General features: G+C 72.3%; 24 protein-coding genes. 8 read left to right on the top strand and 16 right to left on the bottom strand.

What is annotated here, in order from left to right; genetic code table 11:
• Nucleotides 1–124 precede the first annotated feature (124 nt).
• Entirely contained in the window at nt 125–844 is a 720-nt protein-coding gene (gene pflA, locus TR50_RS10550) for a pyruvate formate-lyase-activating protein (RefSeq protein WP_063775050.1), read from the top strand.
• 223 nt (nt 845–1,067) lie between these two features.
• Here the strand turns inward: pflA and TR50_RS10545 are convergent, their stop codons facing one another.
• From TR50_RS10545 to TR50_RS42440, 8 genes are all read right to left on the bottom strand, one after another.
• Complete coding sequence (locus TR50_RS10545) at nt 1,068–2,162, bottom strand: baeRF2 domain-containing protein (protein WP_042418190.1); 1,095 nt, start codon at nt 2,160–2,162, stop codon at nt 1,068–1,070.
• A 62-nt stretch (nt 2,163–2,224) separates the two neighbouring features.
• Entirely contained in the window at nt 2,225–3,850 is a 1,626-nt protein-coding gene (locus tag TR50_RS10540; protein WP_063775047.1) for an FAD-dependent monooxygenase, read from the bottom strand.
• Between the two features lie 75 nt (nt 3,851–3,925).
• Nucleotides 3,926–4,378 (bottom strand): CBS domain-containing protein, encoded by a 453-nt coding sequence (locus TR50_RS10535; protein ID WP_042418185.1) that lies wholly within the window; start codon nt 4,376–4,378, stop codon nt 3,926–3,928.
• Between the two features lie 7 nt (nt 4,379–4,385).
• On the bottom strand, nt 4,386–5,057 hold the full coding sequence (locus tag TR50_RS10530; protein ID WP_042418182.1) for a CBS domain-containing protein: 672 nt from the start codon (nt 5,055–5,057) through the stop codon (nt 4,386–4,388).
• Nucleotides 5,058–5,522: 465 nt separating this feature from the next.
• Nucleotides 5,523–6,227, bottom strand: a complete 705-nt coding sequence (locus tag TR50_RS10525; RefSeq protein ID WP_042418179.1) for a helix-turn-helix domain-containing protein — start codon at nt 6,225–6,227, stop codon at nt 5,523–5,525.
• 268 nt (nt 6,228–6,495) lie between these two features.
• Complete coding sequence (locus tag TR50_RS10520) at nt 6,496–6,756, bottom strand: dsRBD fold-containing protein (protein WP_052440905.1); 261 nt, start codon at nt 6,754–6,756, stop codon at nt 6,496–6,498.
• Between the two features lie 154 nt (nt 6,757–6,910).
• Nucleotides 6,911–7,153, bottom strand: a complete 243-nt coding sequence (locus tag TR50_RS10515; protein WP_042418177.1) for a hypothetical protein — start codon at nt 7,151–7,153, stop codon at nt 6,911–6,913.
• Nucleotides 7,154–7,405: 252 nt separating this feature from the next.
• A complete protein-coding gene (locus TR50_RS42440) occupies nt 7,406–8,155 on the bottom strand; it encodes a hypothetical protein (protein ID WP_052440904.1) in 750 nt (249 codons plus the stop codon).
• 201 nt (nt 8,156–8,356) lie between these two features.
• On the opposite strand from TR50_RS42440, the gene TR50_RS10505 reads away from it, so the two are divergent.
• Nucleotides 8,357–9,352, top strand: coding sequence for a daunorubicin resistance protein DrrA family ABC transporter ATP-binding protein (locus tag TR50_RS10505; RefSeq protein WP_042418371.1), 996 nt, complete (start codon nt 8,357–8,359; stop codon nt 9,350–9,352).
• Nucleotides 9,349–10,179, top strand: a complete 831-nt coding sequence (locus TR50_RS10500; RefSeq protein WP_236654362.1) for an ABC transporter permease — start codon at nt 9,349–9,351, stop codon at nt 10,177–10,179. The genes TR50_RS10505 and TR50_RS10500 overlap by 4 nt, the downstream gene beginning before the upstream one ends.
• 640 nt (nt 10,180–10,819) lie before the next feature.
• Here the strand turns inward: TR50_RS10500 and TR50_RS10495 are convergent.
• From TR50_RS10495 to TR50_RS10480, 4 genes are all read right to left on the bottom strand, one after another.
• Nucleotides 10,820–11,701, bottom strand: a complete 882-nt coding sequence (locus TR50_RS10495) for a universal stress protein (protein WP_042418174.1) — start codon at nt 11,699–11,701, stop codon at nt 10,820–10,822.
• A 287-nt stretch (nt 11,702–11,988) separates the two neighbouring features.
• Complete coding sequence (locus tag TR50_RS10490) at nt 11,989–12,615, bottom strand: CBS domain-containing protein (protein ID WP_439654211.1); 627 nt, start codon at nt 12,613–12,615, stop codon at nt 11,989–11,991.
• A 22-nt stretch (nt 12,616–12,637) separates the two neighbouring features.
• Nucleotides 12,638–12,868, bottom strand: a complete 231-nt coding sequence (locus TR50_RS10485; protein WP_052440903.1) for a DUF1918 domain-containing protein — start codon at nt 12,866–12,868, stop codon at nt 12,638–12,640.
• A gap of 778 nt (nt 12,869–13,646) precedes the next feature.
• Nucleotides 13,647–13,946: a hypothetical protein gene (locus TR50_RS10480; RefSeq protein ID WP_042418168.1), complete on the bottom strand. Its 300-nt coding sequence runs from the start codon at nt 13,944–13,946 to the stop codon at nt 13,647–13,649.
• A gap of 642 nt (nt 13,947–14,588) precedes the next feature.
• Here TR50_RS10480 and TR50_RS10475 point away from each other — a divergent pair.
• Complete coding sequence (locus TR50_RS10475) at nt 14,589–15,689, top strand: glycoside hydrolase family 19 protein (protein WP_042418165.1); 1,101 nt, start codon at nt 14,589–14,591, stop codon at nt 15,687–15,689.
• A gap of 81 nt (nt 15,690–15,770) precedes the next feature.
• Here TR50_RS10475 and TR50_RS10470 read toward each other — a convergent pair whose 3' ends face one another.
• Both TR50_RS10470 and TR50_RS46645 read right to left on the bottom strand, forming a co-directional pair.
• Nucleotides 15,771–16,523, bottom strand: a complete 753-nt coding sequence (locus tag TR50_RS10470; RefSeq protein WP_042418163.1) for a maleylpyruvate isomerase family mycothiol-dependent enzyme — start codon at nt 16,521–16,523, stop codon at nt 15,771–15,773.
• Between the two features lie 166 nt (nt 16,524–16,689).
• Nucleotides 16,690–16,863 carry a hypothetical protein gene (locus tag TR50_RS46645; RefSeq protein WP_160311102.1) on the bottom strand — a complete coding sequence of 58 codons (174 nt, stop codon included), beginning with the start codon at nt 16,861–16,863 and terminating at the stop codon, nt 16,690–16,692.
• 273 nt (nt 16,864–17,136) lie between these two features.
• Here TR50_RS46645 and TR50_RS10465 point away from each other — a divergent pair, with 273 nt between their 5' ends.
• Nucleotides 17,137–17,388, top strand: coding sequence for a hypothetical protein (locus TR50_RS10465; RefSeq protein ID WP_042418160.1), 252 nt, complete (start codon nt 17,137–17,139; stop codon nt 17,386–17,388).
• Between the two features lie 31 nt (nt 17,389–17,419).
• Here TR50_RS10465 and TR50_RS49715 read toward each other — a convergent pair whose 3' ends face one another.
• Nucleotides 17,420–18,877, bottom strand: a complete 1,458-nt coding sequence (locus tag TR50_RS49715) for an Ig-like domain-containing protein (RefSeq protein ID WP_052440902.1) — start codon at nt 18,875–18,877, stop codon at nt 17,420–17,422.
• 158 nt (nt 18,878–19,035) lie between these two features.
• Nucleotides 19,036–19,698: a deoxynucleoside kinase gene (locus tag TR50_RS10455; protein WP_042418157.1), complete on the bottom strand. Its 663-nt coding sequence runs from the start codon at nt 19,696–19,698 to the stop codon at nt 19,036–19,038.
• A gap of 361 nt (nt 19,699–20,059) precedes the next feature.
• On the opposite strand from TR50_RS10455, the gene TR50_RS10450 reads away from it, so the two are divergent.
• The 3 genes from TR50_RS10450 to TR50_RS10440 all read left to right on the top strand — a co-directional run bounded on the left by TR50_RS10450 (nt 20,060) and on the right by TR50_RS10440 (nt 24,306).
• A complete protein-coding gene (locus tag TR50_RS10450) occupies nt 20,060–21,763 on the top strand; it encodes an alpha-keto acid decarboxylase family protein (RefSeq protein WP_042418154.1) in 1,704 nt (567 codons plus the stop codon).
• Between the two features lie 288 nt (nt 21,764–22,051).
• A complete protein-coding gene (locus tag TR50_RS10445) occupies nt 22,052–23,155 on the top strand; it encodes a right-handed parallel beta-helix repeat-containing protein (protein ID WP_174514824.1) in 1,104 nt (367 codons plus the stop codon).
• A gap of 122 nt (nt 23,156–23,277) precedes the next feature.
• Complete coding sequence (locus TR50_RS10440) at nt 23,278–24,306, top strand: methyltransferase (RefSeq protein WP_042418153.1); 1,029 nt, start codon at nt 23,278–23,280, stop codon at nt 24,304–24,306.
• Nucleotides 24,307–24,381 lie beyond the last annotated feature (75 nt).

Genomic DNA, 24,381 nt, shown 5'->3' with positions numbered 1-24,381 from the left:
CTCCCGGAGGCAGTCCATGTCCGAACCCCTTCCCCACGGCCGTCCGGCAGACGGCACCGGGGCGGCGTCCAGCACGACGGCCGCGACCCCGGCGGCTGCCGCCACCCGGCGCCCCGTCACCGGCATGCTCCACTCGTGGGATCTGTCCACGGGCGTCGACGGCCCCGGCACCCGCTTCGTCGCGTTCCTCGCCGGCTGCCCGCTGCGCTGCCTGTACTGCCACAACCCGGACACGCGCCACATGCGCGACGGCCGCCGCACCTCGGCCGACGAGATCGTCGGCGAGGCGGCGAAATACGTCCAGTTCATCCGCGCCGGTAAAGGCGGTGCCACCATCAGCGGCGGCGAACCGCTGCTCCAGCCGCTCCTGACCGGCGAGCTCCTGCACCGCTTCACGCACGAACTCGGCCTGCACACCGCGCTGGACACCTCCGGCTTCCTCGGCGACCGCGCCACGGACGCGCTGCTCGCCGACACCGACCTCGTCCTGCTCGACATCAAATCCTGGGACCGTGCGCTGTACCGGCACCTGACCCACCAGGAACTGGCTCCGACGCTGGACTTCGCCCGCCGTCTGGCCGACCTCGGCACAGAGGTCTGGATCCGCTTCGTCCTCGTCCCCGGCCTGACCGACGCCACCGAGAACATCGAGGGCGTCGCGTCGTTCGCCGCGTCCCTCGGCAACATCACCCGGGTCGACGTATTGCCCTTCCACAAGCTCGGCGCGGAGAAGTGGCGTGCCCTCGGCCTCGACTTCACCCTCGCAGACACCCCGACGCCTACCGCTGACCAGACAGCCGCCGCTCGAGCGGTCTTCGCCGCGCACGGCCTGCACGCCGTCTGACGCCGTCGGGCCGGGCTTCGCTCATCGCGCGCGGCGCCCGCACGCCCGCGGAATCGTGCGGATCCCGAAGAGGCCGGCCGGTATCGGCGCCACCGGGACTTCGGCGCCGGTGGAGGTACCTCTCAGCTGTGAGCGGCCCGTCCCATCCCGAGGCCGAGGTCGACTGCCTTCGTGTGGACCAGGCCGACCCCGATGTACTGGGCTCGGTCGACACCGGGTCCGGTCACGCGTCCCGCCCCGATGGCCGGCCGCGCAGGAGTGCGCCGATGCCGTCCCTCAGCGGGAGTTCGCCGCGTGGCATCGCGAGGAGTTCGCCCCCCTCGCCGACCAGGGCCCGGAGCACGGCAGCATCGGCCGGCGCCGACCAGCAGGCCGAGGCCTCAAGCGGTTCCAGCTCCTCCCGGGTCGTGCCGACCCGGCTGGTGGCCGCGCCCACCCAGAGCCGTTCCCGGTCCAGCTCGCTCGGGGTGTCGACGAGCAGCACCGCCACCGTGCCCGCGCGCAGCGCCCGCGTTGTCGCGGCCAGGCCCTCCACCGCCTCCCCGTGCCGGGCCCGTTCCTCCAGGAAGCGGTCCAGTTGGTGCTTGTCACTGCTGCTCAGCCGGCCGTCCAGCAGGTGGCCGAGCTCCTCCTCGAACATCGGTCGGCCCGGCTCGACCGGTTCCGCCTCGACGACGATGCGCACCACGCGTTCGCGGAGCCGCGGCGGCATCGCCTCACGCAGCACGGAACAGCCCCATCGGTCACCGGCCAAGACAAGGACCTCGCTGCCGAAGCGATCGGTCCCGGCCGCCAGTTCGGCAGCCAGGGCCCGGGCTTCCTGGCGCCACTCCCCCGCGGCCGCCTGCCGCACCTCCGACTCCGGCGGTGCGACGCGCGCGAGCGGCCAGCGACCGGTCTGTGTCTCGGCCACCAGCCGTGACACGCCGTCCGGCTCATGGACCCGCCTCACCTGAACAGCCGTGTAGGGGATGTCCGGTGCGTGCTGCAGAGCCAGCGGCATGGCGTCCGGCACGAACGCCACCGTCGCCCGATCACTTCCGGGACGCTCGGGCAGGGGTTCGGCCAGCGCCAGTCTGCCGTGTGCGGCGAACAACGCCATGCCACGACCGGACATGGCCGGGTCGTCCGGGGTCATGCCGTGCCCGAGCGCTCCGACGGTGGCCACATCGGCGCCCTCCGCGACCAGTTCGTCGCGCACTGGCGTCCAGCGGGCCGGAAGGGTGCGCCGCCCGTCACCGTCACCGGTCGCTTCCAGATAGACGCACGCGAAGGGCCCAGGGCGGGCGTAGAGCGGGCTGAGGAAGGAGAGATCCACGGCGCGCCTCCTCGGTTCCGACGCAGGCAGAGCGGCCATGTCCCACGCTACGCGCCGGACGCTCACGGGGTAGGGCCGTTCGGTCCCGGCCCGCTGTCCGGCATCGCGGGCCGCCGTCGCCCGGTCCCCGGCAGAGCGGCGGCGAGCCTGAGCCAGGCGCCCAGCGCTGCCGTATCCGCGTCGTCGCAGCGAAGCCCGATGTAGCCGTCCGGTCGGACGAGGGTGAGGCCCTCGCCGGGCAGCCCTTCGAGGCGGTGGACGTTGACCTGTGGCCCCAGCGCGGGCAGGCCCGGCGGCGCCGTGCGCGGGTGCAGCAGCAGATGGACGCCCGGAGTCGCGAGCAGCGCGTGGAGACAGGTCGTACGGCCACGGACGGTGACGGGAAGGTCCGGAAGACGGTCGCCCGCGCGCCAACCGGCGGGCCGGGGCGACGCCTCGACGGACAGCTCGCTGCCGCGGTAGTGGACCCGCAGCTGCGAAATGGTCCGGATCCCCTGCGCGACCAGGCGCCGCCGGCGCAGCAGCAGCGGCGCGGCCGGCGCGGCCAGCGGTCCGACGGTCCCGCGCAGCCAGGAGGGCAGCGGGGCGGTGGACGCCTCGCCCCAGAAGGCGGCGTGGGCCAGCAGCAATCGGCTCAGCGCCACGGGCCGGCGCTCCGCGCCGTAGCTGTCGAGCAGGACCCGCAGGCCCCTCGGCGGTGCCTCGGAGACGGCTGCGAAGGCGAGCTTCCAGCCCGGGTTGGCGGCGTCCTGGATACCGGCGTTCATACCCTGCCCGGTGGCGGGTGAGTACGCGTGCGCCGCATCCCCCGCCAGGAACAGCCGCCCGTGCCGGAAGCGGGGAGCCAGTCGGTGCTGCAGCGGCACGCGGGCCGACCACGTGACCTCCGCGATCGGCTTGTCGAAACCAGCGTCGCGCAGGAGCCGGTCGAGCTCGGCCGCCTCCACGGGTGGGCCGGGCTGCCCGAACGCGGGAGTAGGCCCCTCGGGTGTGCGCCGGGTGGCGAGCATCCGCCAGGTGGCGGACTCGCCGAGCGGGAAGAGGAACACGAGGCCCTGTCTTCCGGCCACCACGTGCGTGCCGGTGTCCCGGTTGCCGACCGCGAACTCCAGGTCCGCCAGGACGACCTCCTCCGCATACGGGCCGCCGCGCCAGCCGATCCCGGAGAGGGCGCGTACGGTGCTGGCCGGTCCGTCGCACCCAGCGACGAACCGGCAGCCGACCTCTTCGAGGCCGAGCGGGGTGCACAGTTCGGCGACCGCCCGGTCCGCGCCGTCGGCGACACCGAGCAGCTCCGTGCCGCGCTCGATCCGGACCCCACGTTCCTCCACCGCCGCGCCGAGCACCGCCTCGACGTCCGCCTGGCGCACCAGCGTGAGATGCGGGAAGGCCGTGTCCGGCAGGGCCAGGTCGGCGAGGCGTTCCTCGACGACGTGGGACCCCAGGTGCACGGCGGCTGCCGGGGCGGTGTCCGCCCGTGCGAGCAGGGAGTCGGTGACGCCGAACGGGCGCAGCACCTCCAGGGTCCGCGCATGCGTGATGAGCGCGCGGGAGGGACGGAAGGCCCCCGGCCGACGCTCCACCACCCGCACGCGGGCACCGTGGTCGTGGGCCGACAGAGCGAGCGCCAGGCCGGTCGGCCCGGCGCCGACGACCAGCACGTCCGGCTCAGGGATGGTGCGGCTCACGGCGGACCCAGTGCGACGTGCGCGTCATCCGAGCGGCCAGGACTCGCCTGTGGGTGGCGGTCATGTGTCACTCCCTCACGCGGGCTGCCCCAGCGGCCCCTCGTCCAGCGGCTCGTCGGTGAGGGTGCTCCAGGAGACGGGACCGAGCAGGTCCGCGTAGCGCTGGAACACGTCGAGGAAGAGGTCGTCGACGGCCAGAAGCCCGACCGTGCGCCCCTGGACGACGACCGGGAGCCGTCGGCGTCCGCTGCGTCGGAAGGCCCGGTAGGCGTCGGCGAGGTCCGCGTCGGCGTCGAGAGTCACCACGGGCTCGGACATGATCGTGGCCACCGGCGCCCCCATGTCGTGGCCGGGGGCGACCGCCCGCACGGCGATGTCGCGGTCGGTGACGACTCCGAGGGGCGCCCCGTCGGCCGTGACGAGGACGCAGCCCACGTCGTGCGCCCGCATGGATTCCGCGGCCCGCCGGATGGAGTCGTCCGGTCCGACGGTGACGGTCGGGGCGTTCATCACATCGCGGACGCGCACGGCCGGTTCACCCCACCGCGTGGGTGGCGCGCGAGTCGTCCTCCACGAAGCCCAGCTGGGAGTCGAGGCCGACCACTCCGTCCACGCCACGGCACAGGCGCTCGACCACGGGCACGAGGCTGCGGCGCGGCACGCGGCCCGCGAGGGTCACCACGCCGTCGACGACGTGGACCTGGACCGCGCCGGGGTCCAGCGCCAGCGTCTCGCGCAGCACGTCGTACTCGATCTCCTCGCGGATGGCGCGGTCGGTGCGGACGAAGACGCGCAGCAGGTCGCGACGGCTGACCATGCCGATCACGCGGTCCGTGTCGTCCACCACGGGCAGCCGCTTGACGCCGTGCAGCTTCATGGCGCGGGCCGCCTCCACCACGCTCCAGCCGGAGTGCGCGGTGAACACGGGTGCGGTCATCACGTCCTCGGCTGTGGCGGCGACACCGGGTTCGAACTCGGAGGCGGAGCGCGGCGCGGGGCCGCGGCCCTCGGGCTCGGCCTGGGCGGCCTGCTTGCGCAGCAGGTCCGCCTCGGAGACCAGACCGACCAGCCGCCCGGAGCCGTCGAGGACCGGGGCGGCGCTGATCTCCCGCTCGGTGAGGATCTCGGCGATCTCCTTGAACGGCGTGTCGACCTGGACGCTGGTCACCTCGCGCGTCATCAGGTCGTCGACGATGCGGTGTCTCATGTCGCTCTTCCTTCCCGAACGCAAGCAGCCGTGCCCTGCCCAGGGACGGGTCGCCCCGATCCGGGGAGACTCTCGTCCATCTCCAGCGTCGCTCCCGAACCAGGGGTGACGCAGTGGCCGGGCGGGCCACACCCGCGGGCCGATGGTCCCGCTCCGCGCGGGCTTGGCCCCCCAGGGACCCCGAGGGCTCAGCCCGAGCCGAACTGGACGCCCACTGCGAACAGGTGTCCGCGAAGTACCGCGCGTTGATTCCTGATCCGCCGCAGTGGACGGGGCCCGGGCCCGAACCGGAAGCCGAGCGGGCACGGACACGGGCCGTGTCGGACGCGGAACGAGCGAAGACAGCCCGGTTGCGGCAAGCCGCTATGGAGGCCTCACTCCTGCTGGCCAGGGCTCGCGTCGCGGCGAGACTCGAGGGCGGCGGCCGAGTCGACCGGTGATCCGTGGCCCGTCGCGGGAGTCCTCTCACCCGGCGCCAGGCGGCGGCTCCGGCATCCCGGTGCGGGGCCTGAGTTCCCGCCCGGTGATCTTCGAGGCGTGGATGCGGACCAGCAGTTCGCGGGGCCCTTCCGCCCAGGGCTGCGGTTCCTCCTGCTGCGCGCCGGGTCGGTCGATGTCCCGGCGGTCCTCCTCGGCGACGCCCGACACCAGTACGCTCCAGCCTTGGGCCAGCGCCTCGTCGAGACGGTCGACCTCCAGCACGACCCGCCGTCCCACGACCCCGGCCAGCACTCCGCCAGGCTGCGTGCGGAAGAGGACGGAACCGTCCACCACCCGGTAGTTGACGGGCCTGACGATCAACGCGTCGCCCATCTGGAAGACCACACGACCCACCCCCTGCTGCCCGAGGCGACTGCGGCACTCCTGGTCGGTCAGCTCGGCCAGAACCGCGCGCCGGTCCGGTCCGGTGCGGCCCGGTGGGGCGCCAAGGTCGCCGCCCAGCAGTTCCTGCCGGGAGGTGTCGAGGGCGGCGGCGATGCGGGCGAGGCTACCTGTGCCGAGTTCGGCCGGACGCGTCTCCACCCACTCCAGGAAGGCGGGCGCCATGCCGGCGCGTTCGGCCAGTTCGTCAATCGAGAGGCCGAGCTCCTGGCGTCGGCGAGTGATCCGGCGACCGAGGTCACCAGGGCGGTGAGGAACATCCGCTCTGTCGTTGGATGCCGCGAACATGGTCAGGCCTCCTTCTCGGTCCGTCACCAGCGCGGGACGACGGCGACGCGCCAGCGGGTGCGGCAACGGCCGACGCCCCGGGCTTCCTTCCCTTCCAGCGTTCGGCACGGTGCAAGCGGAGGACAGGGCCGACCGGCCCCGACTCCCGCTCTTCCCGTCGCAGCGTCCACAGTGCGGCAGGCATCGACGGACGCGTCCGGAATCTCGCGCCACCAGCAGTCCCCGGCGAGCGCCCGGCCGGAATCCACCTGCGGAGCACTCGCGGCGTTCACTTCGGGACGTCGACGGTGTTGTCAGAGGAGTCCGAGTTGCCCGCGCGCAGCAGTCGGTAGCCGAGGTCGACGAGCGCGCGGCCGGCGGCGAACTCGTCGCCGATCTCCGGAACGGGCCGGTCGACCGGGTCGCGCCGCGACGCCGAGGTCGCCTGGAGACGGTTGTCACCGGTGTCGAGCGCACCGCCGGCTGGATCACACGGATCGGCACAACCCGTGCCCTCGTCGTGACCTGCGCCGGCCGCCGGGCATGGCACGACCTCCTCGGCCTGCCGCTGGCTGACCTCTGATTCGTCGGCGGTCGTCGACGACGCAGACGCCGGCGGATGCGCGAGGAGGCCCCGGACCCGTTCTCCCGACGGCGCCTCACGACATGGCGAACGTCGGCTGTCACGGCACCAGGTGGCCGATCTAGATCTGAGCGATCTCACTGTCGGACAGGCCGCTTCGGCGCAGCGCCTCCTCGAGGCGAAGCATCCGACCCTCCAGTCCGTGAGGTTCGAGATCGTCCTCGTCATCGACCATCCTGGGGCTGTACTGCCCATGACCGATCGCGATGCCCCAGGCTCGCTGAACGAGTTCGCGAACGTCGTCACGCTCGATGGGCTCAGGCCACGTGTCGATCTCGGTCAACAGGTCGTTGAGAGTGCTCATGCCTTCATGCAACGGCCGTAGCAGACGCAAGGCCACCCGGGGCGTCCTCGGGAGGTAGTCAGGCAAGCGGAAAGCCGCCGGGACAGCAACCGGTCACCGACGCGATCCCGAGAAGGGGCCGGGTGCGGGCACGATGTCGCCCAGGTGTGCTCAGCGACGGGCCCGAGCGCGTTGCGAGTCGTCGTCGACGCCGGGCCCCGGAGCTTCGGAGGGAAGGTGGTCTCGTCCGCAGCTCCAGCAAGGCTACGGGTTTCAGCCGTGACCGACGTCGCGGCTGAGCTCGATGCCGAGTACCTGGTCCAGCCACACGAACGCCTCGAACCTGGCCCCGTCAGGCAGGCTCGTATCGTCGGCCACCTCACGCAGCAGCGCCAGCAGTCCCGGGGTGTCCAGCTCTGCGTCGAGCAGCCCGCGGGCACGATCCCGGACCGTCGGCGGCACCGGCGCGGACGGGGCATGCGACCAACTCGCCACGTAGGCGCGCCAGCCCGCCAGCGCGACCGCGGCGTCCATCAGGTCGGCCGCGCCCGCAGCAACCGGCTCGCGCCAGGGAGTGGCGAGCAACGCGCACCGTCGCACCGACGCGTCGTGGTCCGTCGGTTCTCGGGGAAGCGGCGGAATCTGTGCGGCGACGCTCGTCGGCCCCACCCGCAGCGCGACGCCCGACCCACGCGGAGGGCGGGCTGTGCTGGTCAGCACATGGACATCGGCGTTCGGTTCGTCGTCCACCTCAGGCACACGGACGCCGTAGCAGGCCAGCAGCCGATCAAGGCGCCTCAGCTCCGGAGACGACAGGTCCGGCACCGCGAGCGAAGGGAAGACCTGCGCTCCTTCCATCTCCACGGCGCGCATCAGCACGTCCGCGACGACCAGCGCCCGCACCTCCGCCCACCCTGCCACCAGACCCGGGCAGGCCAGATGCACACGCAGCCGCAGCGCGCGCCGCCCCGGCGGCGGCAGCGCCACCGCGTGTCCCTGGGCCACATCGACGACGTGCACCATACGGCGACGCTACCGCGGCTCACCCGTCGTCGCAGTCGATGCCCGCCTGACCCGGGAATCGGGCGAACCCGGCGAACTCGCCACGTGGGGCGCCGGTACATCGGTGGGCGGGCGTCGAAGGAGGGGCGGAGTATGGAAACCGGGCACCGGGCCCGAACAGCCCTGAGGATCGGCGCCTGGCTACGGGGCAGGTGGGTGCGCTTGGTTTCGTCGGCAGCGATCAGTACTCAGGGCCTGACCAAACGGTTCGGTTCACTGACGGCCCTGGACGGGGTCGACCTCACGGTGCCGGCCGGAGTGGTCTTCGGCCTGCTCGGCCCGAACGGCGCGGGCAAGACCACGGCGATCCGGATCCTCACGACCATCCTGCGCCCCTCGACCGGCAGGGCCGAAGTCCTCGGCCACGATGTCGTGCGTGAACCCGCCGTCGTCCGCGGACTGATCGGTCTGGCCGGCCAGTACGCGGCCGTCGACCCCAACCTCACCGGCCGAGAGAACCTGCGGCTCATCGGCCGTCTCACCCGGCTTCCCAGAAGGAGGTTCCGGCCCCGGGCGGACGAGTTGCTCGAGCGTTTCGGTCTGGCCGAGGCCGGCGACCGGACGGTCCGCACCTACTCGGGCGGCATGCGCAGGCGGCTGGACGTGGCGGCCGCCCTGGTCCCGCACCCTCCGGTGCTCTTCCTGGACGAGCCCACCACCGGGCTGGACCCGGCCAGTCGGCTGGCCCTGTGGGAGATGATCCGCGAACTGGTGGGCACCGGTACGACCGTGCTGCTGACCACCCAGTACCTGGAGGAGGCCGACCGCCTGGCCAGCCGGGTGGCCGTCATCAGCGCGGGTCGGCTCATCGCGGACGACGAGCCCGCACGGCTCAAGGAACGACTCGGCAACACTGTCATCGAGCTGCGGATGCCCGACGAGAACCGTGCCCGGCAGGCGACAGGAATGATCGCTCAGCAGCTCTCCCGGAGTCCGGAACGGGAGGGCGCCGTCCTTCGGATCACCGCCCGGGACGGCTCCCGGCTGTTGCTGGACATCCTCCATCTGCTGGACCAGCACGCGCTGACGCCGCGCGGCGTCGCCGTCCACGAGTCCAGCCTCGACGACGTGTTCCTGGCCCTGACGGGTCATCGCGCCGAAGCCGCCGACCAGGAGGAGCCACCGTCGTCGGCCGCCGGTCCGGACGGCGCGCCGTGACCGCCGGAGAAGTCACCCGGCAGTCCGCCGCCACGCGCGCGACAGGCAGGGCGCGGGAGCGCCTGGAAGCCCCGGTCCGGGACGGGCTGGCGGTGGCCTGGCGCAATCTCGTCGGGCTGGTGCGGGTGCCGCAGCTCCTGGTCTTCTCCACGATCCAGCCGCTGGTCTTCGTGCTGATGTTCCGTTACGTGTTCGGCGGAGTCATCGGCAGGAGCGTGGTCTCCGTGCCCTACGTCGACTACCTGATGCCTGGGATCTTCGTGCAGACCGCTGTGTTCGGGGCGATGAACACCGCCATCGGACTGGCGACCGACATGCAGACCGGCCTGATGGAACGCTTCCGTTCGCTGCCGATGTCCCGCTCCGCGGTGCTGTCCGGCCGCACGCTCGCGGATCTGGCCCGGAACGTGTTCGTGGTGGCCCTGATGACGGCAGCCGGTTTCGCGGTCGGGTTCCGGCTGCACAGCTCGGTGGCGGCGTTCCTGGCGGCCGTGCTGCTGGTCATGGCGTTCGGCTTCACGATGTCCTGGATCTTCGCCGTGGTCGGCCTGTGGGTCGGCGACCCGGAGACCGCCCAGGCCGCCGCCTTCCCGCTCCTGGTCCCCTTGGTCTTCGCCTCGGGAGCGTTCATCCCGGTCAGCACGATGCCCGGCTGGCTCCAGGCGTTCGCCCAGCACCAGCCGGTCACCCGGACCGCTCAGGCCGTGCGGGACCTGGTCCTCGGGACCCCGGCGGCGAGCGACATCTGGCTGGCGCTCGCATGGGACGCGGCCATCATCGCCGCCTTCGCCCCGCTGGGGGTCTGGCTGTACCGCAGAGTGGTCTGACCGCCCGGTAGGCCATACGGTCGGCGGGTTGCCACCGCGCGGATGGCCCGGGGTCGGGGACCCCGACCCACCGACGTCATTCGCCCCGCATCGACGGCGACGACGCGGGCTGCCGTCCCAGCCGGGTCCTCGTCGATCGACATCCTCGGGTGGCCGCCTCGGCCGTCGCCTCCCGCTGCACCGTGTCGAGGGCCCTTCGGGCACCGGTCGTGCCGCCCGGCCGCGGCGACCTGGGCCGTGCGGACCTCCCCCGCCGCACTGACCGGGCGGCATGGTGGACGCGTCGGGGTGACGAACCGGCCGGTCGGAGGGTGGAGAACGATGAACGTCAAGTACCGCCTCGTGGCGAGGCGCCGGGCCGCCCGCCGGCGTCGGAACGCGGCCGTTCCCCGCGACCCGGAACTGCTTGAGCTGTTGCGGGCGGCGGCGGCCATCGCACGGCCGCGGCCGGAGCCCGATCCCTCTGCACGGCGGGCGGACCGCACTCCGTCGGCCGCACTCAGAAGTCTCTGAGGCGACCGGACACGTGCGCCGGGTCGCCCGCGCGGCCCACCACGCTCGCCGTGTCGCGACCGGCGCTCCACCGGCGGCACGCAGGAGGTCCTGGAGCCGTCCCGGGCGACGGTCGATGGCGGGGACGTCACAGCCTTCCGGTGTACTGCGGCGGCACGACGACGAGCGGGCTGGGCGTGTGGTGGACCAGGGATCGGGTGGTCGACCCGAGCAGCGCCTCGTGCCAGCCGCTGCGCCCGTGGCTGCCGACGACGAGGCAGCGGGCGTGCCGGGCGAGTTCGGCGAGCAGAGCCGCCGGGTAGCCGGTGAGGACCTCGCGCTCCGTCTCGACCTGGGGGTACTTCTCGTGCCAGCCCGCCAGCGCCTCGGCGAGTTCCAGCCGGGCCTCCTCGTAGAACCCCGGGCGGGCTGCGCTGTGCGGCCTGCGGACCTCGGCGGCGAGGAGACGGGAACGGGTGAGGGCCGCTTCCTCGAAGGCGTAGGCCACTGCGGCCTCGGAGGCCGCCGATCCGTCCACCCCGACCACCACCGTGCCGCCGTGCTCCGGCTGCGGCCCCGCCGGTTGCGGCACCAGCACCACCGGGCAAGGCAGTCGCCCGAACAGTCCCGCGCCACGGCTGCGGACGAAGGGCGCCTCCACGTCGCCCAGGCGCCTCGTCCCCAGCACCACCTGGGAGACCTCCGCTCCGAACCGGAGCAGCACGTCGTGCGGCTTCCCCTCGGCCAGCGCCAGGCTGATGTCCAGTCCGGGATGGAGTTGCAACGCCTCCGCGCGTGCCGTGTCCACGAGCGCCCGACCTGCGGCGCGGAAGTGGGACGCCCACAGGTGGCCGCTCTCTCCCGGCTCGACGGCCGGCGGGACCGCCGACGGCCACTCCTGCGCGTGCACGATCAGTAGCGGCAGCCCGTGCAGGTCCGCCTCGTCGGCGGCCCAGCGGATCGCCCAGACGGCGGCTTCGGAGCGGGACACACCCACGAGAACGGGCAGGCGTCCGTTCGGAACGGTCATGGCGGGCTCCTCACTGGTTCGACGGGGCCCCTCCCCTCGAGCGTCGCCTGCGCCGTCCCGACGTCCCAGGGCCGTTCAGCCCGCCGACCGGCCCGAGTCCAGGCCGCGCCCGCGGGCCACCGGTGCCCTACTGGCCGTGTGATCGGAATCGACGGCCCCGCCGGTTCGGTCTTCGACACCGACGGCATGCTCACCGACACCGCCGCGCTGCACGCGATGGCATGGAAGGCGGCCTTCGACGACCTGCCGGGCCGACTTCCGGACGACACCCCGCAGGACGCCCGGGTTCAGCGATCGACGAGCGTCTGTCCGCTGACGTCCCACTGGACGTCGACCACGCCCTCCACCGCGCGCGCCAGCCGTGCCGCGACAGGGACGAGCGTGGTGTCCGCCAGTTGGCCGGTCAGTGTCACGACGCCGTCGGCGACGTGGACGACGACGCCGGTGGCGTCCCCTCCGAAGAGGTAGGCGACGACCTCCCGGCGGATCTCCTCCGCGATCTCCTCGTCCGGGCGCAGGAAGACCTTCAGCAGGTCGGCCCGGCTCACGATGCCCGCGAGCATGCCCCACTCGTCCACCACCGGCAGCCGCTTGACGTGGTGCTGCGCCATCTCCCGCGCCGCCTGGGCGAGGGTCGCGTCAGCGCGCACGGTGACCGCGGGCGCGGTCATCAGCTCGCCCGCAGTGAGCGCGCCCGCCTTGGCCATGTCGCCGAGGCGGCGCAGTTGTTCGGGGCGGCTGGGTTCGCTGTCGCGGAACTCCTCCTTGGGCAGCAGGTCCGCCTCGGAGACGACGCCGACGACGCGGCCTTCGCCCGCGGTCACCGGGACGGCGCTGACCTGCCACTGGTTCATCAGCGCGACGATGTCCTTGAAGGGGGCGTCCTGGCCCACCGAAACAACGGTCTGCGTCATCACGTCACTGACGACGTGCGGGCTACCGCTTCCATGCATGGCTGCGGCCTCCGTTCCTGTCGGGGTGGACGAAGTGAACGAGGTGCGCGTCCGGCCCGGGGCAGAAGACGGTGGTCCGGCCGTCGTCGGACCAGCGGACGTCGAACGGCGGGCTGCCGTCGGGGTGGTGCAGGCCGACGACCTCACCGTCCGGCCGCACGACGCCCGGCAGAGTGCCGTCCACGACGATCTGGTCTCCGAGTGCCGCGTGCATGGCGGGCTCCTCTCACTGCTCGTTCCCGGTCGGCCCCGTGCCGCTGGGCCGCAGCTCGCGCCCGGTGATCCGCTCGGGACGGATCCGTATCAGGAGGTCCCATGGTCCGGCCGTCCATGGCCACCTCTCCTCCTCCTAGCCGTTGACGTAGCCGTTGACGGGTCGACGTCCCCGGGGGTCCGCCTCGGCGACGCCGGTGACCAGCCCGCTCCGTCCGCGGGCGAGCAGGCCCTGTCGGCCTCGTCGGCGAGGACCACGATCGTTCATCCCCCAGCGTTCGCTCCGTCCGGGGCGTCGGCCAAGGGCCGACCGGCCCCTTGTCCGCCTGCCGTCGTGCCGTCGCCGCAGGTACGGCAGGGGCCACTCGGTCCGGCCCGACGGGCCGAGAGGCTCTCGAAGCTCAGCGAGCCCGGCACGGACTCTGAAACCGGCACGTGCGGGTCCGGTCGGTGGTGCGGCTGTGCCGCTTTCGAAGGGTGCGTCCTGTGTGGTTCCAGGACGAGCCGGCCTCGCGGGATCACCGTGCGCGGCCCGCAGGGCGTGGGCGCCTGCGGGCGCGAGCCGGACGTCCGTCCCGAGACTCGGGGACGGCGGGGTGCACACCGGCACCGACCTGAGTGCGCCAATGGTCGGCGTCCCGGACGAGCGCTCGGGTGAGGCCGTCCGGGTCGTCGTCCTGTGCGGCGAGCCCGGATGGGCGGCGAGACGTCATCGCGTCCCGCGCCGAGCAGCTCGAACGCTGCCTGCCCGAAGCGCGCCGCGATCGGCACGTCCCGGTTCAGGTGGTGCCGGTAACGCCTGGAGGGATCAACCGGCGGTGGAGCGGGGCGTAACTGGTCTCGGGCGCCCCTTCGAGGCCTGCCTCCTTGATCGCAGCCCCCAGCCGGTCGGCCAGGTAGCGTTCGAAATCCTCACGGCTCTCCCAGACGTCGGTCACGTGCAGGGCGCCGTCCGCGAAGGAGGCCACGTGCAGGACGAGTCCGTTCGGGACATCGCCCTCCAGATCCACCAGCTCGCTGACGCGGTCGTACTGCTGAGGCGTGGCACCAGGCCAGCGCATGGTCATCACGACGGGCATGCGGGTTCCCTTTCCTGTTGCGTTGTCGGTTGGTTGACGCGAATCTGCCGAATGGCGGCGGCACCGCGGCCGGCCGCGGACCGGTGCCGCCCGAGCGACGCACGCACAGCCGTTGACTCTCCTGACCGCGCCGAGGCCGGCCGGACTCGGATCCCACCCCACCCGACAGCCCGGACCCGAGGCTGCCCCGTGCTCAGCAGCATCCCGTCACCACGGCCGAGACCGCCAGGGCGCACGTCGCAAGCGCGCGAGGCGCGCCCGATCCGAGCCGCACCCGTACACGCCCATCCGCCTGACCAGGAGTTCGCGCAAGAACTGGTCTGGGTGAGAGAACCCTGATGCACCCCTGGGACGCGATCCTTCAGACCGGACCGCTCCGGTCCCGACCTCCCTCGCACGCGCCCAGACCATGTGCAGGTTGAGGTCGCCGTAAGCCTGGGCCGAGGCGGCGGCCGCAGTGCCCGCCAACGCGAGCCCGGCGGTCCCGATCACGGCGCCCAGCACGCGCCGCATTGTCTTGAGTGACTGGTGACTATTGGTCATGTTCAGCCAGAAATCTCATCGCAGCCCTTGACTGGTCTGGACCAATGACGCTTTGCTGCTGTGGGTCTTCTCCACTCACCCCCACATCCGGAGTGGCACATGCGACTCAACCCCCCAACACCCCACCGCGGCAAGCGCATCGCGGCGCTGCTGGCCGTCCTGGTCGGCATCCTCGGATCGTTCACCGTCCTCGGCGCCGCGAGCCCCGCGATGGCCGCGGACTGCGCCGCGCCCTGGAGTTCCAGCGCGGTCTACACCGGCGGGATGACCGCCTCCTACAACGGCGACAACTGGCAGGCGAAGTGGTGGACGCAGGGCGAGACGCCCTCCACCGGCGGCTCCGGCGTCTGGGCCGACCAGGGCGCCTGTGGCGGTTCCGGCGGCGGAGGTACCGGCGGCGGCTGCAACTACCCCGCCTGGGTGGCCGGACAGTCCTACGCGACCGGCGCCATCGTCCAGTACACCCCCAACGGCCAGTACTACATCGCCACCCATGACAACCCCGGCTACGACCCCACCATCAGCACCTGGTACTGGTCCCCCTACAGCTGCAGCGGCGGCTCCGGCGGGGGAGGCACCGGCGGCTCCGGCGGATTCGTGGTCAGCGAGGCGCAGTTCGACCAGATGTTCCCGAACCGGAACTCCTTCTACACCTACAGCGGTCTGGTGGCCGCGCTGAGCGCCTACCCCGGCTTCGCCACCACCGGCAGCGCCACCGTGCAGAAGCAGGAGGCCGCGGCCTTCCTCGCCAACGTCGACCACGAGACCGGCGGTCTCGTCTACGTCAACGAGGTCGACCAGTCCGGGAACTACTGCGCGAGCGAGTCCTACGGCTGCCCCGCCGGCACCTACGCCTACTACGGCCGCGGTCCGATGCAGCTGAGCTGGAACTTCAACTACAAGGCCGCCGGTGACGCTCTCGGCATCGACCTGCTGGACAACCCCGGCCTGGTCGCGTCCGACCCGGCGACCTCCTGGAAGACCGGCCTGTGGTACTGGAACACCCAGACCGGTCCCGGCACGATGACCCCCCACAACGCCATGGTCAACGGCGCGGGCTTCGGCGAGACCATCCGCAGCATCAACGGCAGCATCGAGTGCAACGGCGGCAACACCGCCGAGATGCAGGACCGCGTCAACGACTACCAGTCCTTCACCTCCATCCTCGGCGTCCCGGCAGGCTCCAACCTCACCTGCTGACGGCAGGAAAGGCAGCGACGGCGGCCCTCGAGGGCCGCCGTCGCTGCCGCGTTCCGCCCGTGGGGCGCCGTCCGCGGCCGGTCAGAACTGCGAGTGGGCGAACCAGTGGTCGAGCAGGCCCTGGTCGCCGGAGAGCTCGAAGGCGTCGGCGGTGCGGTCGTAGCGGCCGTAGAGGAGCAGCAGCAGGTCCGCCGCGGTCGCCGCGCGGACGGAGGCGTCGGCCGGGCCGTCGGCGTCCGGCTCCACGCCGAAGCCGTCGGGACGCAGCCGGACCAGCCAGCCGCCGTCGGGGCAGCTGAACCGGACGGCGCGGTGCTCGGCGCGCAGTTCGGCCGTCTTCGGCGCGAACCCGGCGGCGTTCGGCAGGTTGACCAGGAACTCGTCCACGCCGTCCAGCGCGAGCGCGGGCTCGATCTCCGGACGCAGGCCCAGGGCGAGTTCGGCGTCGGTCCGGTGCACGAGGGTCTCGAACAGCATCCGCCGCACCCAGAAGCGGGCGTGCTGGTCGACGCCCCAGGCCCACATCGGCTCGTCGAGAGCGCCCGCGTCGATGGCGCCGGTGGCCTCGGCCAGGCTGTCGGCCAGCCACTGCGGGTAACCGGCGACCTCCTCGGGCAGCTTGAGCTCGACGTCGCGGCTGGTCGGCGGCTGCTGGATGCGTCCGCGCAGCAGCACCGCGAACCAGCGCTGGACGCTCCCGGCGTGCCGGATCAGGTCGCCCAGTGTCCATCCGGGGCAGGTCGGGACCGGAGTCGACAGGTCGGCGCACTCCACGACGCCGACGAACCGGGTGGTCTCGGCGGCGACGGCCGCCCGGTGGTCAACAGTGCTCATGAACTTCCTTCTGCGAGGGGAGATGCCGCCGGTGCGGAGACGCTGATGGCGAGCGCGCGCCTGCGGCCGGGACTCCCCTATTCTGACGCCTTCGACGTGGTGCTCCGGGCCGCCGTCGGCGCCCGCCGCCGATCCCGCATGCCGTTCGGTCGGCGGACCGTGGGAGTCATCCTGCCGTGGAGGGGGCCGGCCGCTCCTGCACGTGGAGCGGCTCGCCCGCCGGAGGGACCGGCTGCGCGGCGGGCCGGGCGCGTCTGCGGGCGGCCCAGCTTTCGACGGTCATCCACCCGAGCAGGACGAACAGCGGGACGAGCAGGACGGACAGGACGACGACGATCAACAAGGGAGGCTCTCCGGGGGCTGGTGCGCGGGGTCCGGCCCGTGTGCCGGGCTCGTTCAGCCTGGCGCAGGCGGTGGGCGTGGGCATCCGGGCGCAGAGGGTCGCCACTCGTATGCCCCCGTGAATCGGGGCCCTTCGGGTGACGGGGCGGGCAGCCGGGCCCTTGTCGGTCCCCGTCACCAGAATCAGAGCTCAGACTGCGTACTGGATACTCGGGCATGGTAGGTGTGCATCCTGGGCCACACGGTGTGCCCCGCACTCGATGGAGCGTACATGGCAACGGACAGGGAGCGCCTGGCGGAGGAGTTCCTCGACCTCGCCGCGCGCCTGGAAGGCCTGCACCAGCTCAAGCCCAAGAACGTGGTCGACCCGGTGCGACTCAAGCGGTGGCAGAAGCAGCACGGCAAAGAGGTCCACAAGATCCTCGCGAACAGGGCCGCACTGGCGAAGGAGCCCGCGGTCGTGTCCAAGGACGAGCTGAAGCAGTGGATCGCGGAGGCCCGCAGCGCGCTCACGGCTATCTGAGACGGAGGCTGGTGGTGGCGACCGCGGGCGGCTACCGCACCGTCTGGGTCAACGGCGCGCTGGTGCTCCCCTGGTGGGTGCCGTCTCCGCTGTAGACGGCGGTGACGGTGTGCGTGCCGGCCTGGGAGTACCTGTGAACCAGGAAGGCCTCGCCGCCGGGCAGCAGGCGTACCGGGACCCCGATCGGGGTGCCGGAGTCTTCGAAGGTCACCGTGCCGGTGGGGACGGCGCCGCCTGACACGGTCGCTGTGTAGACCACCTCCTGTCCCACGTCCGAGGGGTCGGGGTGGGAGGTGAGCGTCGTGGTGGTCGCGTCCTTCACGGTGTAGGAGACGGTCACCTGCCCGTCGCCCGTCAGCCGGCTGGCCGAGTACGTGGCAGTGGAGGAGCGGCTGAAGCTGCTGCCGCCGCCACCGCCACCGCCGCCACCGCCGGTCGCGGCCGAGTTTCCGCCCAGTCCACCGCCACCGCCGCCACCGGCGCCTCCGCCGTAGTAGCCCCCGCCTCCCCCGCCGCCGCTCCCGCCGCTGCCGCCGTCGTCGAAGACGTCGCCGCCGTGCTGCCCGGCGCCGCCCCGGCCGCCGTCGCCGCCGACGCCGAGCCCGCCCGGGCCGCCCTCGACGCCGGGGTGCGAGTGTGAGAGGGGCGCACCGCCGGCGATACCGCCCCCGCCGCCGACGCCGGCGGCGGTGTCACCGGCACCGGTGCCGGCGAGACCCCCGCCGCCCTGGCCGCCCTTGTGCGTGTTGCTGTCGTTGCCGGCGAGGCCGTTGGTGCCGGCCCTGCCGCGCAGGAAGTCGGCGCCGCCGGCGCCGCCGAGACCGCCGTGGCCGCCGTTCTTGAAATAGGCGCTGCCGCCGTTGCCGCCACCGCCACCGCCGCCCGCGGCGACGATGATCCGGTCGTTGGCCGTGTAAGGCGCGATACGGACGTCGGACGCTCCGCCGCCGCCACCGCTGCCACCCGTGCCGCCCCTGGCGGCGGAGGAGTTGTCGATGCCGTCGGCACCGGTGCCGCCGCCGTTGAAGCCGCCGGTGATGAGGCCGCCCGCCCCACCCACGGTGATCCGGAAGACCTGTCCGGGCGTCACCCCGATCGTGGTCACCACCCTGCCGCCGACGGCGCCGAAGTTGCCGCTGCCGCCCCCGACCCCGGCGCCGTTTCCGCCGTGGGCGCCGTCGAGGGCGAAGGTGGCCTCGGCAACGCCCGCGGGCACGGTGAACAGGGCGGTGCCGGGCTGCTCGTAGACGCAGGCCCGGTGGATGCCCACGACCACGGGCGTGCCGAGCCCGCAGGGGGAGGCCGCCGATGCCGGGGTCACCGTCGCGATGAGACCGGCAGGAGCCAGCGTCACCGCCGCGACCAGGGCGGACACGGTCCGTCGGCGCCGCGACCGGGGAGCGGACGAGGTCGTGCCGGCGCCGAGCGCGCCGACGGCGCGGCGATCCTCGGTCCGGTGGTTCCGGAGGGTCGTGCGGCCGTCGTCCATGAACGCGTCTCCGCTCGTGTCGTGGATCTTTCGGTGGCCTGTCCTTGGCCACTGTGGGTCACCTGACACCCGGCCGCGCCTCCGCGGCCGTCTGACACACCGTCGGTTCACACCACTGGTCCCGGGGCGGGCCCTGCGGAGCCGAGGTCACACCGTGCTCAGGCGCGGCGGGCCACCGCCGCCAGGGCGTCCTTGACCTCCTGCACGACCCGGGCCGCGTCCTCGGGGCTGTTCACCACATCCGTCCGGTTCATGTCCACGACGAGGACCTCGCTGGCCGAGTAGTGCTTCTGCACCCAGTCGTCGTACCCCGACCACAGCGTCCGGTAGTACTCGACGAGGCTCTCATCCTGTTCGAAATCCCTGCCCCGCAGCCCGATGCGATGCAGCACCGTCTCGAAGTCCGCCTTGAGGTAGACCATGAGATCGGGAGCCTTGCGGTACGGCAGGCCCTCGATCTCGCGCATCATCTCGTCGAGGAGCCCTTCGTAGACCTGCATCTCGAGGGAGCTGATCCGGCCCAGCTCATGGTTGACCTTGGCGAAGTACCAGTCCTCGTAGATGGAGCGGTCGAGGACGTTGTCGCCCTGCCGGTAGGCCTCCTTGATCGAGGCGAACCGGGTCCGCAGGAAATGGAGCTGGAGCAGGAAGGGGTAGCGCTTGGCCTGGATCTCCTCGGGGCTCGCCGTGTAGAAGAGCGGAAGGATCGGATTGTCCTGCACGCTCTCGTAGAAGACCTCGCTGCCCAGCGCCTTGGCAAGGACCTCGGCAACGCTCGTCTTGCCGATCCCGATCATGCCTCCGACGCAGATCACCGGCATACCTCGCTTCTCCCTCAGGGTGTCATCCGTTCGCGCGCTCGTGGTCCTGACGGACCCAGCCACACGCACACCGGCACCCACCGGAGTCCCAGCGACTGACCGCTCTACGCCTACGCGCACCGCGCCCGACAACCGCCCCGCGGCCACCGGGAAGCATAGATGATGACGCGCCCCGGCCCGCCCGGGGGCACAGCGACTGGAGCGGACCTCACGTGGGCGGCTCCTCCCGACCTTCCGCCGGTCGAGGGGCCGCCGAGGCGCCGGTCACCCGGCTGGGTCCTCCCCCGCGCGCCCGTGTCGGCCGAGCCCTAGCGTGACGCTGCGGCAGCGTCCCAACCCCCACGCATCGGAGAACGTTGTGATGCCTTCGGCTCAGACCAAGCGGATGACGATCGGTGACTTCCTGCTCCGCCGGATGGCGGAGGCCGGGATCGGCCACATGTTCGGCGTCCCCGGTGACTACAACCTCGAACTGCTCCAGCAGATGCAGGACAGCGGGGTGATGACGTGGGTCGGCAACTGCAACGAGCTCAACGCCTCGTACGCCGCCGACGGCTACGCACGGCTGAACGGAATGGGCGCGTTCCTCGTGACCAACGCCGTGGGCGCGATGAGCGCGATCAACGGAGTCGCGGGCTGCTACGCCGAGCACGTACCGGTGATCGCGATCTGCGGGTCGATCCCCCTGCGGTCCATCGACCGGAGCCAGGGGATGCACCACACGATGGCCGACGGCACCTGGGACCGCTTCCTGGCGGCCTTCGCCCAGGTGACCGTGGCGCAGGCCCGGCTGACTCCGTACAACGCCGCGATCGAGATCGACCGGCTGATCCTGACCTCGTGGCGGGAGAAGCTTCCGGTGTACATCGAACTGCCCTCCGACATCGCCTGTCTCGAGATCGAGGTGCCGGCGGAGCCGCTCTCCCTCGAGCAGCCGCCCAGCGACCCCGAGCGCCTGCGCTCGTGCGTGTCGGCGATCGCAAGCCACCTGTCCGGCGCGAAGTCGGCCGCGATCCTCGTGGACCTGGACGTGGACCGGTTCGGCGTGGCCGACGAGGTCCTCGAGCTGGCCGAGAAGATGAAGCTGCCCGTGGCGGCGTGCAGCACCGCGAAGGCCGTGATCGACGAGACCTCGCCCTGCTTCGTCGGCACGTACAACGGCAAGGCGAGCGCGCCGGAGACCGTCGCGGCGGTCGAGGACAGCGAGTGCCTGCTGACGATCGGCTACCGGCCGATCGAGGTGACCACGGGCGACTTCTCGGCCCAGCTGCCGGCCGACACGATTCGCCTCCGCAGCCACTCGGCCGACGTCGGGATCGAGAACTTCCAGGCGGTGACGCTCAAGGAGGTGCTGCGGGGGGTCATCGACGCGGTGTCGCCGGTCGCGGAGCGGACGATCCGCCGACCGAGCATGCCGGCGCTGCCGGAGACCGACGGCTCGGCGCAGCTGAAGCAGACGGCCTACTGGAAGGCGGTCCAGGAGTACGTGAAGCCCGGGGACGTGCTGCTGGTGGACAACGGCACGTCGTACGCGCTGTTCGGTCTCCAGCTGCCGAAGGGCTGCACCTTCGTCGGCTCGGTGAACTGGGGCTCGATCGGCTACGCGGTCGGCGCGCTGCTCGGCACGCTGACCGCGGCTCCGAAGCGTCGCCACCTGCTCTTCATCGGCGACGGCTCGTTCCAGGAGTCCGCCCAGGAGCTGTCGACCATCCTGCGGCACGATCACAAGCCGGTCATCCTGCTGATCAACAACGGCGGCTACACCATCGAGCGCGGTTACCTCGGCAGGGACGAGCACTACAACGACGTCGCCAACTGGGCGTACGCGCAGCTGCCGAAGGTGCTCTGCCCGGAGACGACGGCCCGCTCGTTCGTCGTGAGGACCGGCGACGACCTGCGGAAGGCGATGAGCGCGCCGAACGACACGATGATCTTCATCGAGTCGGTGATGGACCCGCACGACATCCCCGCCATGATCGCCGCCAGCAGCAACCACGGCGCCGACATCGACTACGGCCCCCGCGGCCCGCACCACCGCAAGGGCGTCCAACTCCTCGCTGACTGACGGGATTACTGACGGGACTGTCGCGTGTCGACCCGCCGGCGCCAGTCCCGCCCTGCGCACCGAGCCCCTCACACCGCTTCTTCGGCTACTCCGAGCGGCGCATGAGGCTGCGTCAGCAGGGGGAACTCCTGGGCTCTCGACGTGCGCGAACCGATGCGTTCTCGTACGTTCGACAGGACGCTCACGCGCGCCGGCGGCGCGGACGTCACGCGTCAGCGGGGCGGTTCCCGGACCGGCGGCCGAGCGCGGGAACCCCCGCCGGATCCTCCTGGGAAAGCGGGTTGAGAGATGGTCGCAGGACGGTTCCATGGTCTGACCGGCGCCGCCGTCGCACTGCTGGGCGGCATCACGGCCGTTCCCGCGGCCGGGGCGACGGCGCAGACGACACACGTGGTCCATCCAGGGGAGTCGATCCAGGCCGCGGTCGCGGAGGCCCGGCCCGGGGACACCGTGCTCGTGCTTCCGGGGCACTACCGCGGGAGCGTGACGCTGACCACGTCGGGCGTGACGCTTCGGGGCGCCGGGCCGCTGACGGTCATCTCCCCCGCAACAGCAACAGCAACGGCAACAGCAACCGCGACGGCGGCCAGGACCGCCGCCGCCGACGACTGCGCTCGGGCCGGCAACGGCATCTGCGTGTCGGGGACGCCGGAGCAGCCCGTGTCCGGCGCCCGGATCGAGTCGCTCACGGTGTCCGGGTTCGCGACCGACGGGATCTTCGCCTCCGGCACCGACGGCCTGACGGTCAGTGACGTCCTCGCCGAGGACAACGGACAGCAGGGCATCGACCAGGAGAAGTCGACCCGGGGAGAGTTTCACGACGACACGGCCCACGGCAACGGGCAGGCCGGGATCTTCCTGGCGAACGTCATGGAGGGCAAGGGCGGCGCGATCGACACCGAAGGCGCCCGGATCGCCGGCAACCGGGTCTTCGGCAACCGGTTCGGCATCGTCGTGCGGCGTGCCCGGAACCTGAGCGTCGAGAACAACACCGTCGACGGCAACTGCGGCGGGATCTTCGTGGTCGGCGACGACACCCGGCCGCGCGCGGGCGCGCTGACGGTCCGGAACAACCTGGTGACCTCCAACAACGCCTACTGCCCGGCGACCGACCGGCTGCCCTACGTCCAGGGCAGCGGCATCGTGCTGACCGGGGTCGAGCAGACGCTGGTGACCGGCAACGACGTCACCGGAAACGTGGGCGCCTCCCCGCTGTCGGGCGGCATCGTGCTGTTCCGCAGCTACGTCGGAGGGCCCAGCACCGACAACACCGTCCGCGGCAACGTGGCGGTGGACAACGGCTCGGCCGACCTCGCGGACCGCGACGGCGGGCCGCGCAACCTCTTCACCGCGAACGTCTGCCGCCTCTCCGAACCGGTCGGACGCTGCTGACCGGTCGCAGCGCCCGGCAGCCCGGCACTCGGGGCGGCCCGGCCCGTGCCCGGCCCCGGCCGAGGACCTCAACGAACGTCAACGATCCCCGCCCGACACGGGCCAGGCAGGAAGGCTCCACCATGACCACCACCGCCCCCACCGAGCATCCGTCCATGAGACTGCGCGAACTCGTCTTCGGCGCGGCCTGCGCCGCGGCGGTCCGGGCGGCCGCCCGGCTCGGCGTCGCGGACGTCCTGGGCGAGACCCCGGCGAGCGCGGAGGAACTGGCCGCCGCCGTGGGCGTCGAACCCCGGGCGCTGACCCGGCTGCTGCGCGCCCTGTCCTGCTACGGGATCTTCACGGAGGACGAGGAGGGGCGGTTCGGCCACACGGAGATGTCCCGGCTGCTGCGCGAGGACACCCCGAACAGCATGCGCTACATCGCGCTGTGGTGCACCGAGCCGTGGACCTGGCAGGCGTGGCCGTGCCTGGACGACGCGGTCCGCTCCGGCCGGAGCGTCTTCAAGGACCTGTACGGCAAGGAGTTCTTCGAGTACCTGCACGACGAGGCCTCCGACTCGGCCCGGGTCTTCAACCTGGCGATGACGCATTCCTCGCGGCAGTCGGCGCAGGACTTCGCGCGGGCCACGGACCTGTCGGGAGCGTCGACGGTGGTGGACATCGGCGGCGGCCAGGGCCACGTGCTGGCGGAGCTGCTGGAGAAGTACCCCCGGCTGGAGGGCACGCTGCTGGAGCTGCCGGGCGTGGTGCGCAACGCCGACCCGCGGCTGCGCGAGGGAGGCGAGCTCTCCGCGCGGGCGCGGCTGGTGGCCGGGGACTGCCGCAGCGCGGTGCCGGTGAAGGCGGACGCCTACATCATCAAGAACGTCCTGGAGTGGGACGACGACAGCACCCGGCGGACCCTGCGCAACGTGGTGGAGGCCGCCCCGCCCGGCGCGCGGGTGCTGGTGGTGGAGAACCTCGTCGACGACAGCCCCTCGATGCGGTTCACCACGGCGATGGACCTGATGCTGCTGCTCAACGTCGGCGGGGCCAAGCACTCCACCGGGAGCATGACCTCGCTGATGACCGAGGCCGGCCTGGAGATCACCGAGATCCGCCCGGTCAACGCGTACCTGCACGTGTTCGACAGCCGCGTGGCCGGATAGCGCACGACAGCGCCGACCGGACAGCGCCGGGGAGGCGGCCCCGGGCCGGGCCCGCATGCCCGGCCCGGGGCCGCC

The organism is Streptacidiphilus anmyonensis, assembly GCF_000787855.1.
Classification (GTDB): Bacteria; Actinomycetota; Actinomycetes; order Streptomycetales; family Streptomycetaceae; genus Streptacidiphilus; species Streptacidiphilus anmyonensis.
This window is presented reverse-complemented; position numbering and strand designations above follow the sequence as displayed.

Coding starts and splice junctions, on each gene's coding strand:
- TR50_RS10450 (WP_042418154.1), top strand. CDS start 20,060: ATGCCTTCGGCTCAGACCAAGCGGATGACGATCGGTGACTTCCTGCTC.
- TR50_RS10530 (WP_042418182.1), bottom strand. CDS start 5,057: ATGAGACACCGCATCGTCGACGACCTGATGACGCGCGAGGTGACCAGC.
- TR50_RS10475 (WP_042418165.1), top strand. CDS start 14,589: ATGCGACTCAACCCCCCAACACCCCACCGCGGCAAGCGCATCGCGGCG.
- TR50_RS10490 (WP_439654211.1), bottom strand. CDS start 12,615: ATGACGCAGACCGTTGTTTCGGTGGGCCAGGACGCCCCCTTCAAGGAC.
- TR50_RS10440 (WP_042418153.1), top strand. CDS start 23,278: ATGACCACCACCGCCCCCACCGAGCATCCGTCCATGAGACTGCGCGAA.
- TR50_RS10465 (WP_042418160.1), top strand. CDS start 17,137: ATGGCAACGGACAGGGAGCGCCTGGCGGAGGAGTTCCTCGACCTCGCC.
- TR50_RS10455 (WP_042418157.1), bottom strand. CDS start 19,698: ATGCCGGTGATCTGCGTCGGAGGCATGATCGGGATCGGCAAGACGAGC.
- TR50_RS49715 (WP_052440902.1), bottom strand. CDS start 18,877: ATGGACGACGGCCGCACGACCCTCCGGAACCACCGGACCGAGGATCGC.
- TR50_RS10480 (WP_042418168.1), bottom strand. CDS start 13,946: ATGCCCGTCGTGATGACCATGCGCTGGCCTGGTGCCACGCCTCAGCAG.
- TR50_RS42440 (WP_052440904.1), bottom strand. CDS start 8,155: ATGGTGCACGTCGTCGATGTGGCCCAGGGACACGCGGTGGCGCTGCCG.
- TR50_RS10525 (WP_042418179.1), bottom strand. CDS start 6,227: ATGTTCGCGGCATCCAACGACAGAGCGGATGTTCCTCACCGCCCTGGT.
- TR50_RS10495 (WP_042418174.1), bottom strand. CDS start 11,701: ATGACCGTTCCGAACGGACGCCTGCCCGTTCTCGTGGGTGTGTCCCGC.
- TR50_RS10445 (WP_174514824.1), top strand. CDS start 22,052: ATGGTCGCAGGACGGTTCCATGGTCTGACCGGCGCCGCCGTCGCACTG.
- TR50_RS10485 (WP_052440903.1), bottom strand. CDS start 12,868: ATGCACGCGGCACTCGGAGACCAGATCGTCGTGGACGGCACTCTGCCG.
- TR50_RS10515 (WP_042418177.1), bottom strand. CDS start 7,153: ATGAGCACTCTCAACGACCTGTTGACCGAGATCGACACGTGGCCTGAG.
- pflA (WP_063775050.1), top strand. CDS start 125: ATGCTCCACTCGTGGGATCTGTCCACGGGCGTCGACGGCCCCGGCACC.
- TR50_RS10470 (WP_042418163.1), bottom strand. CDS start 16,523: ATGAGCACTGTTGACCACCGGGCGGCCGTCGCCGCCGAGACCACCCGG.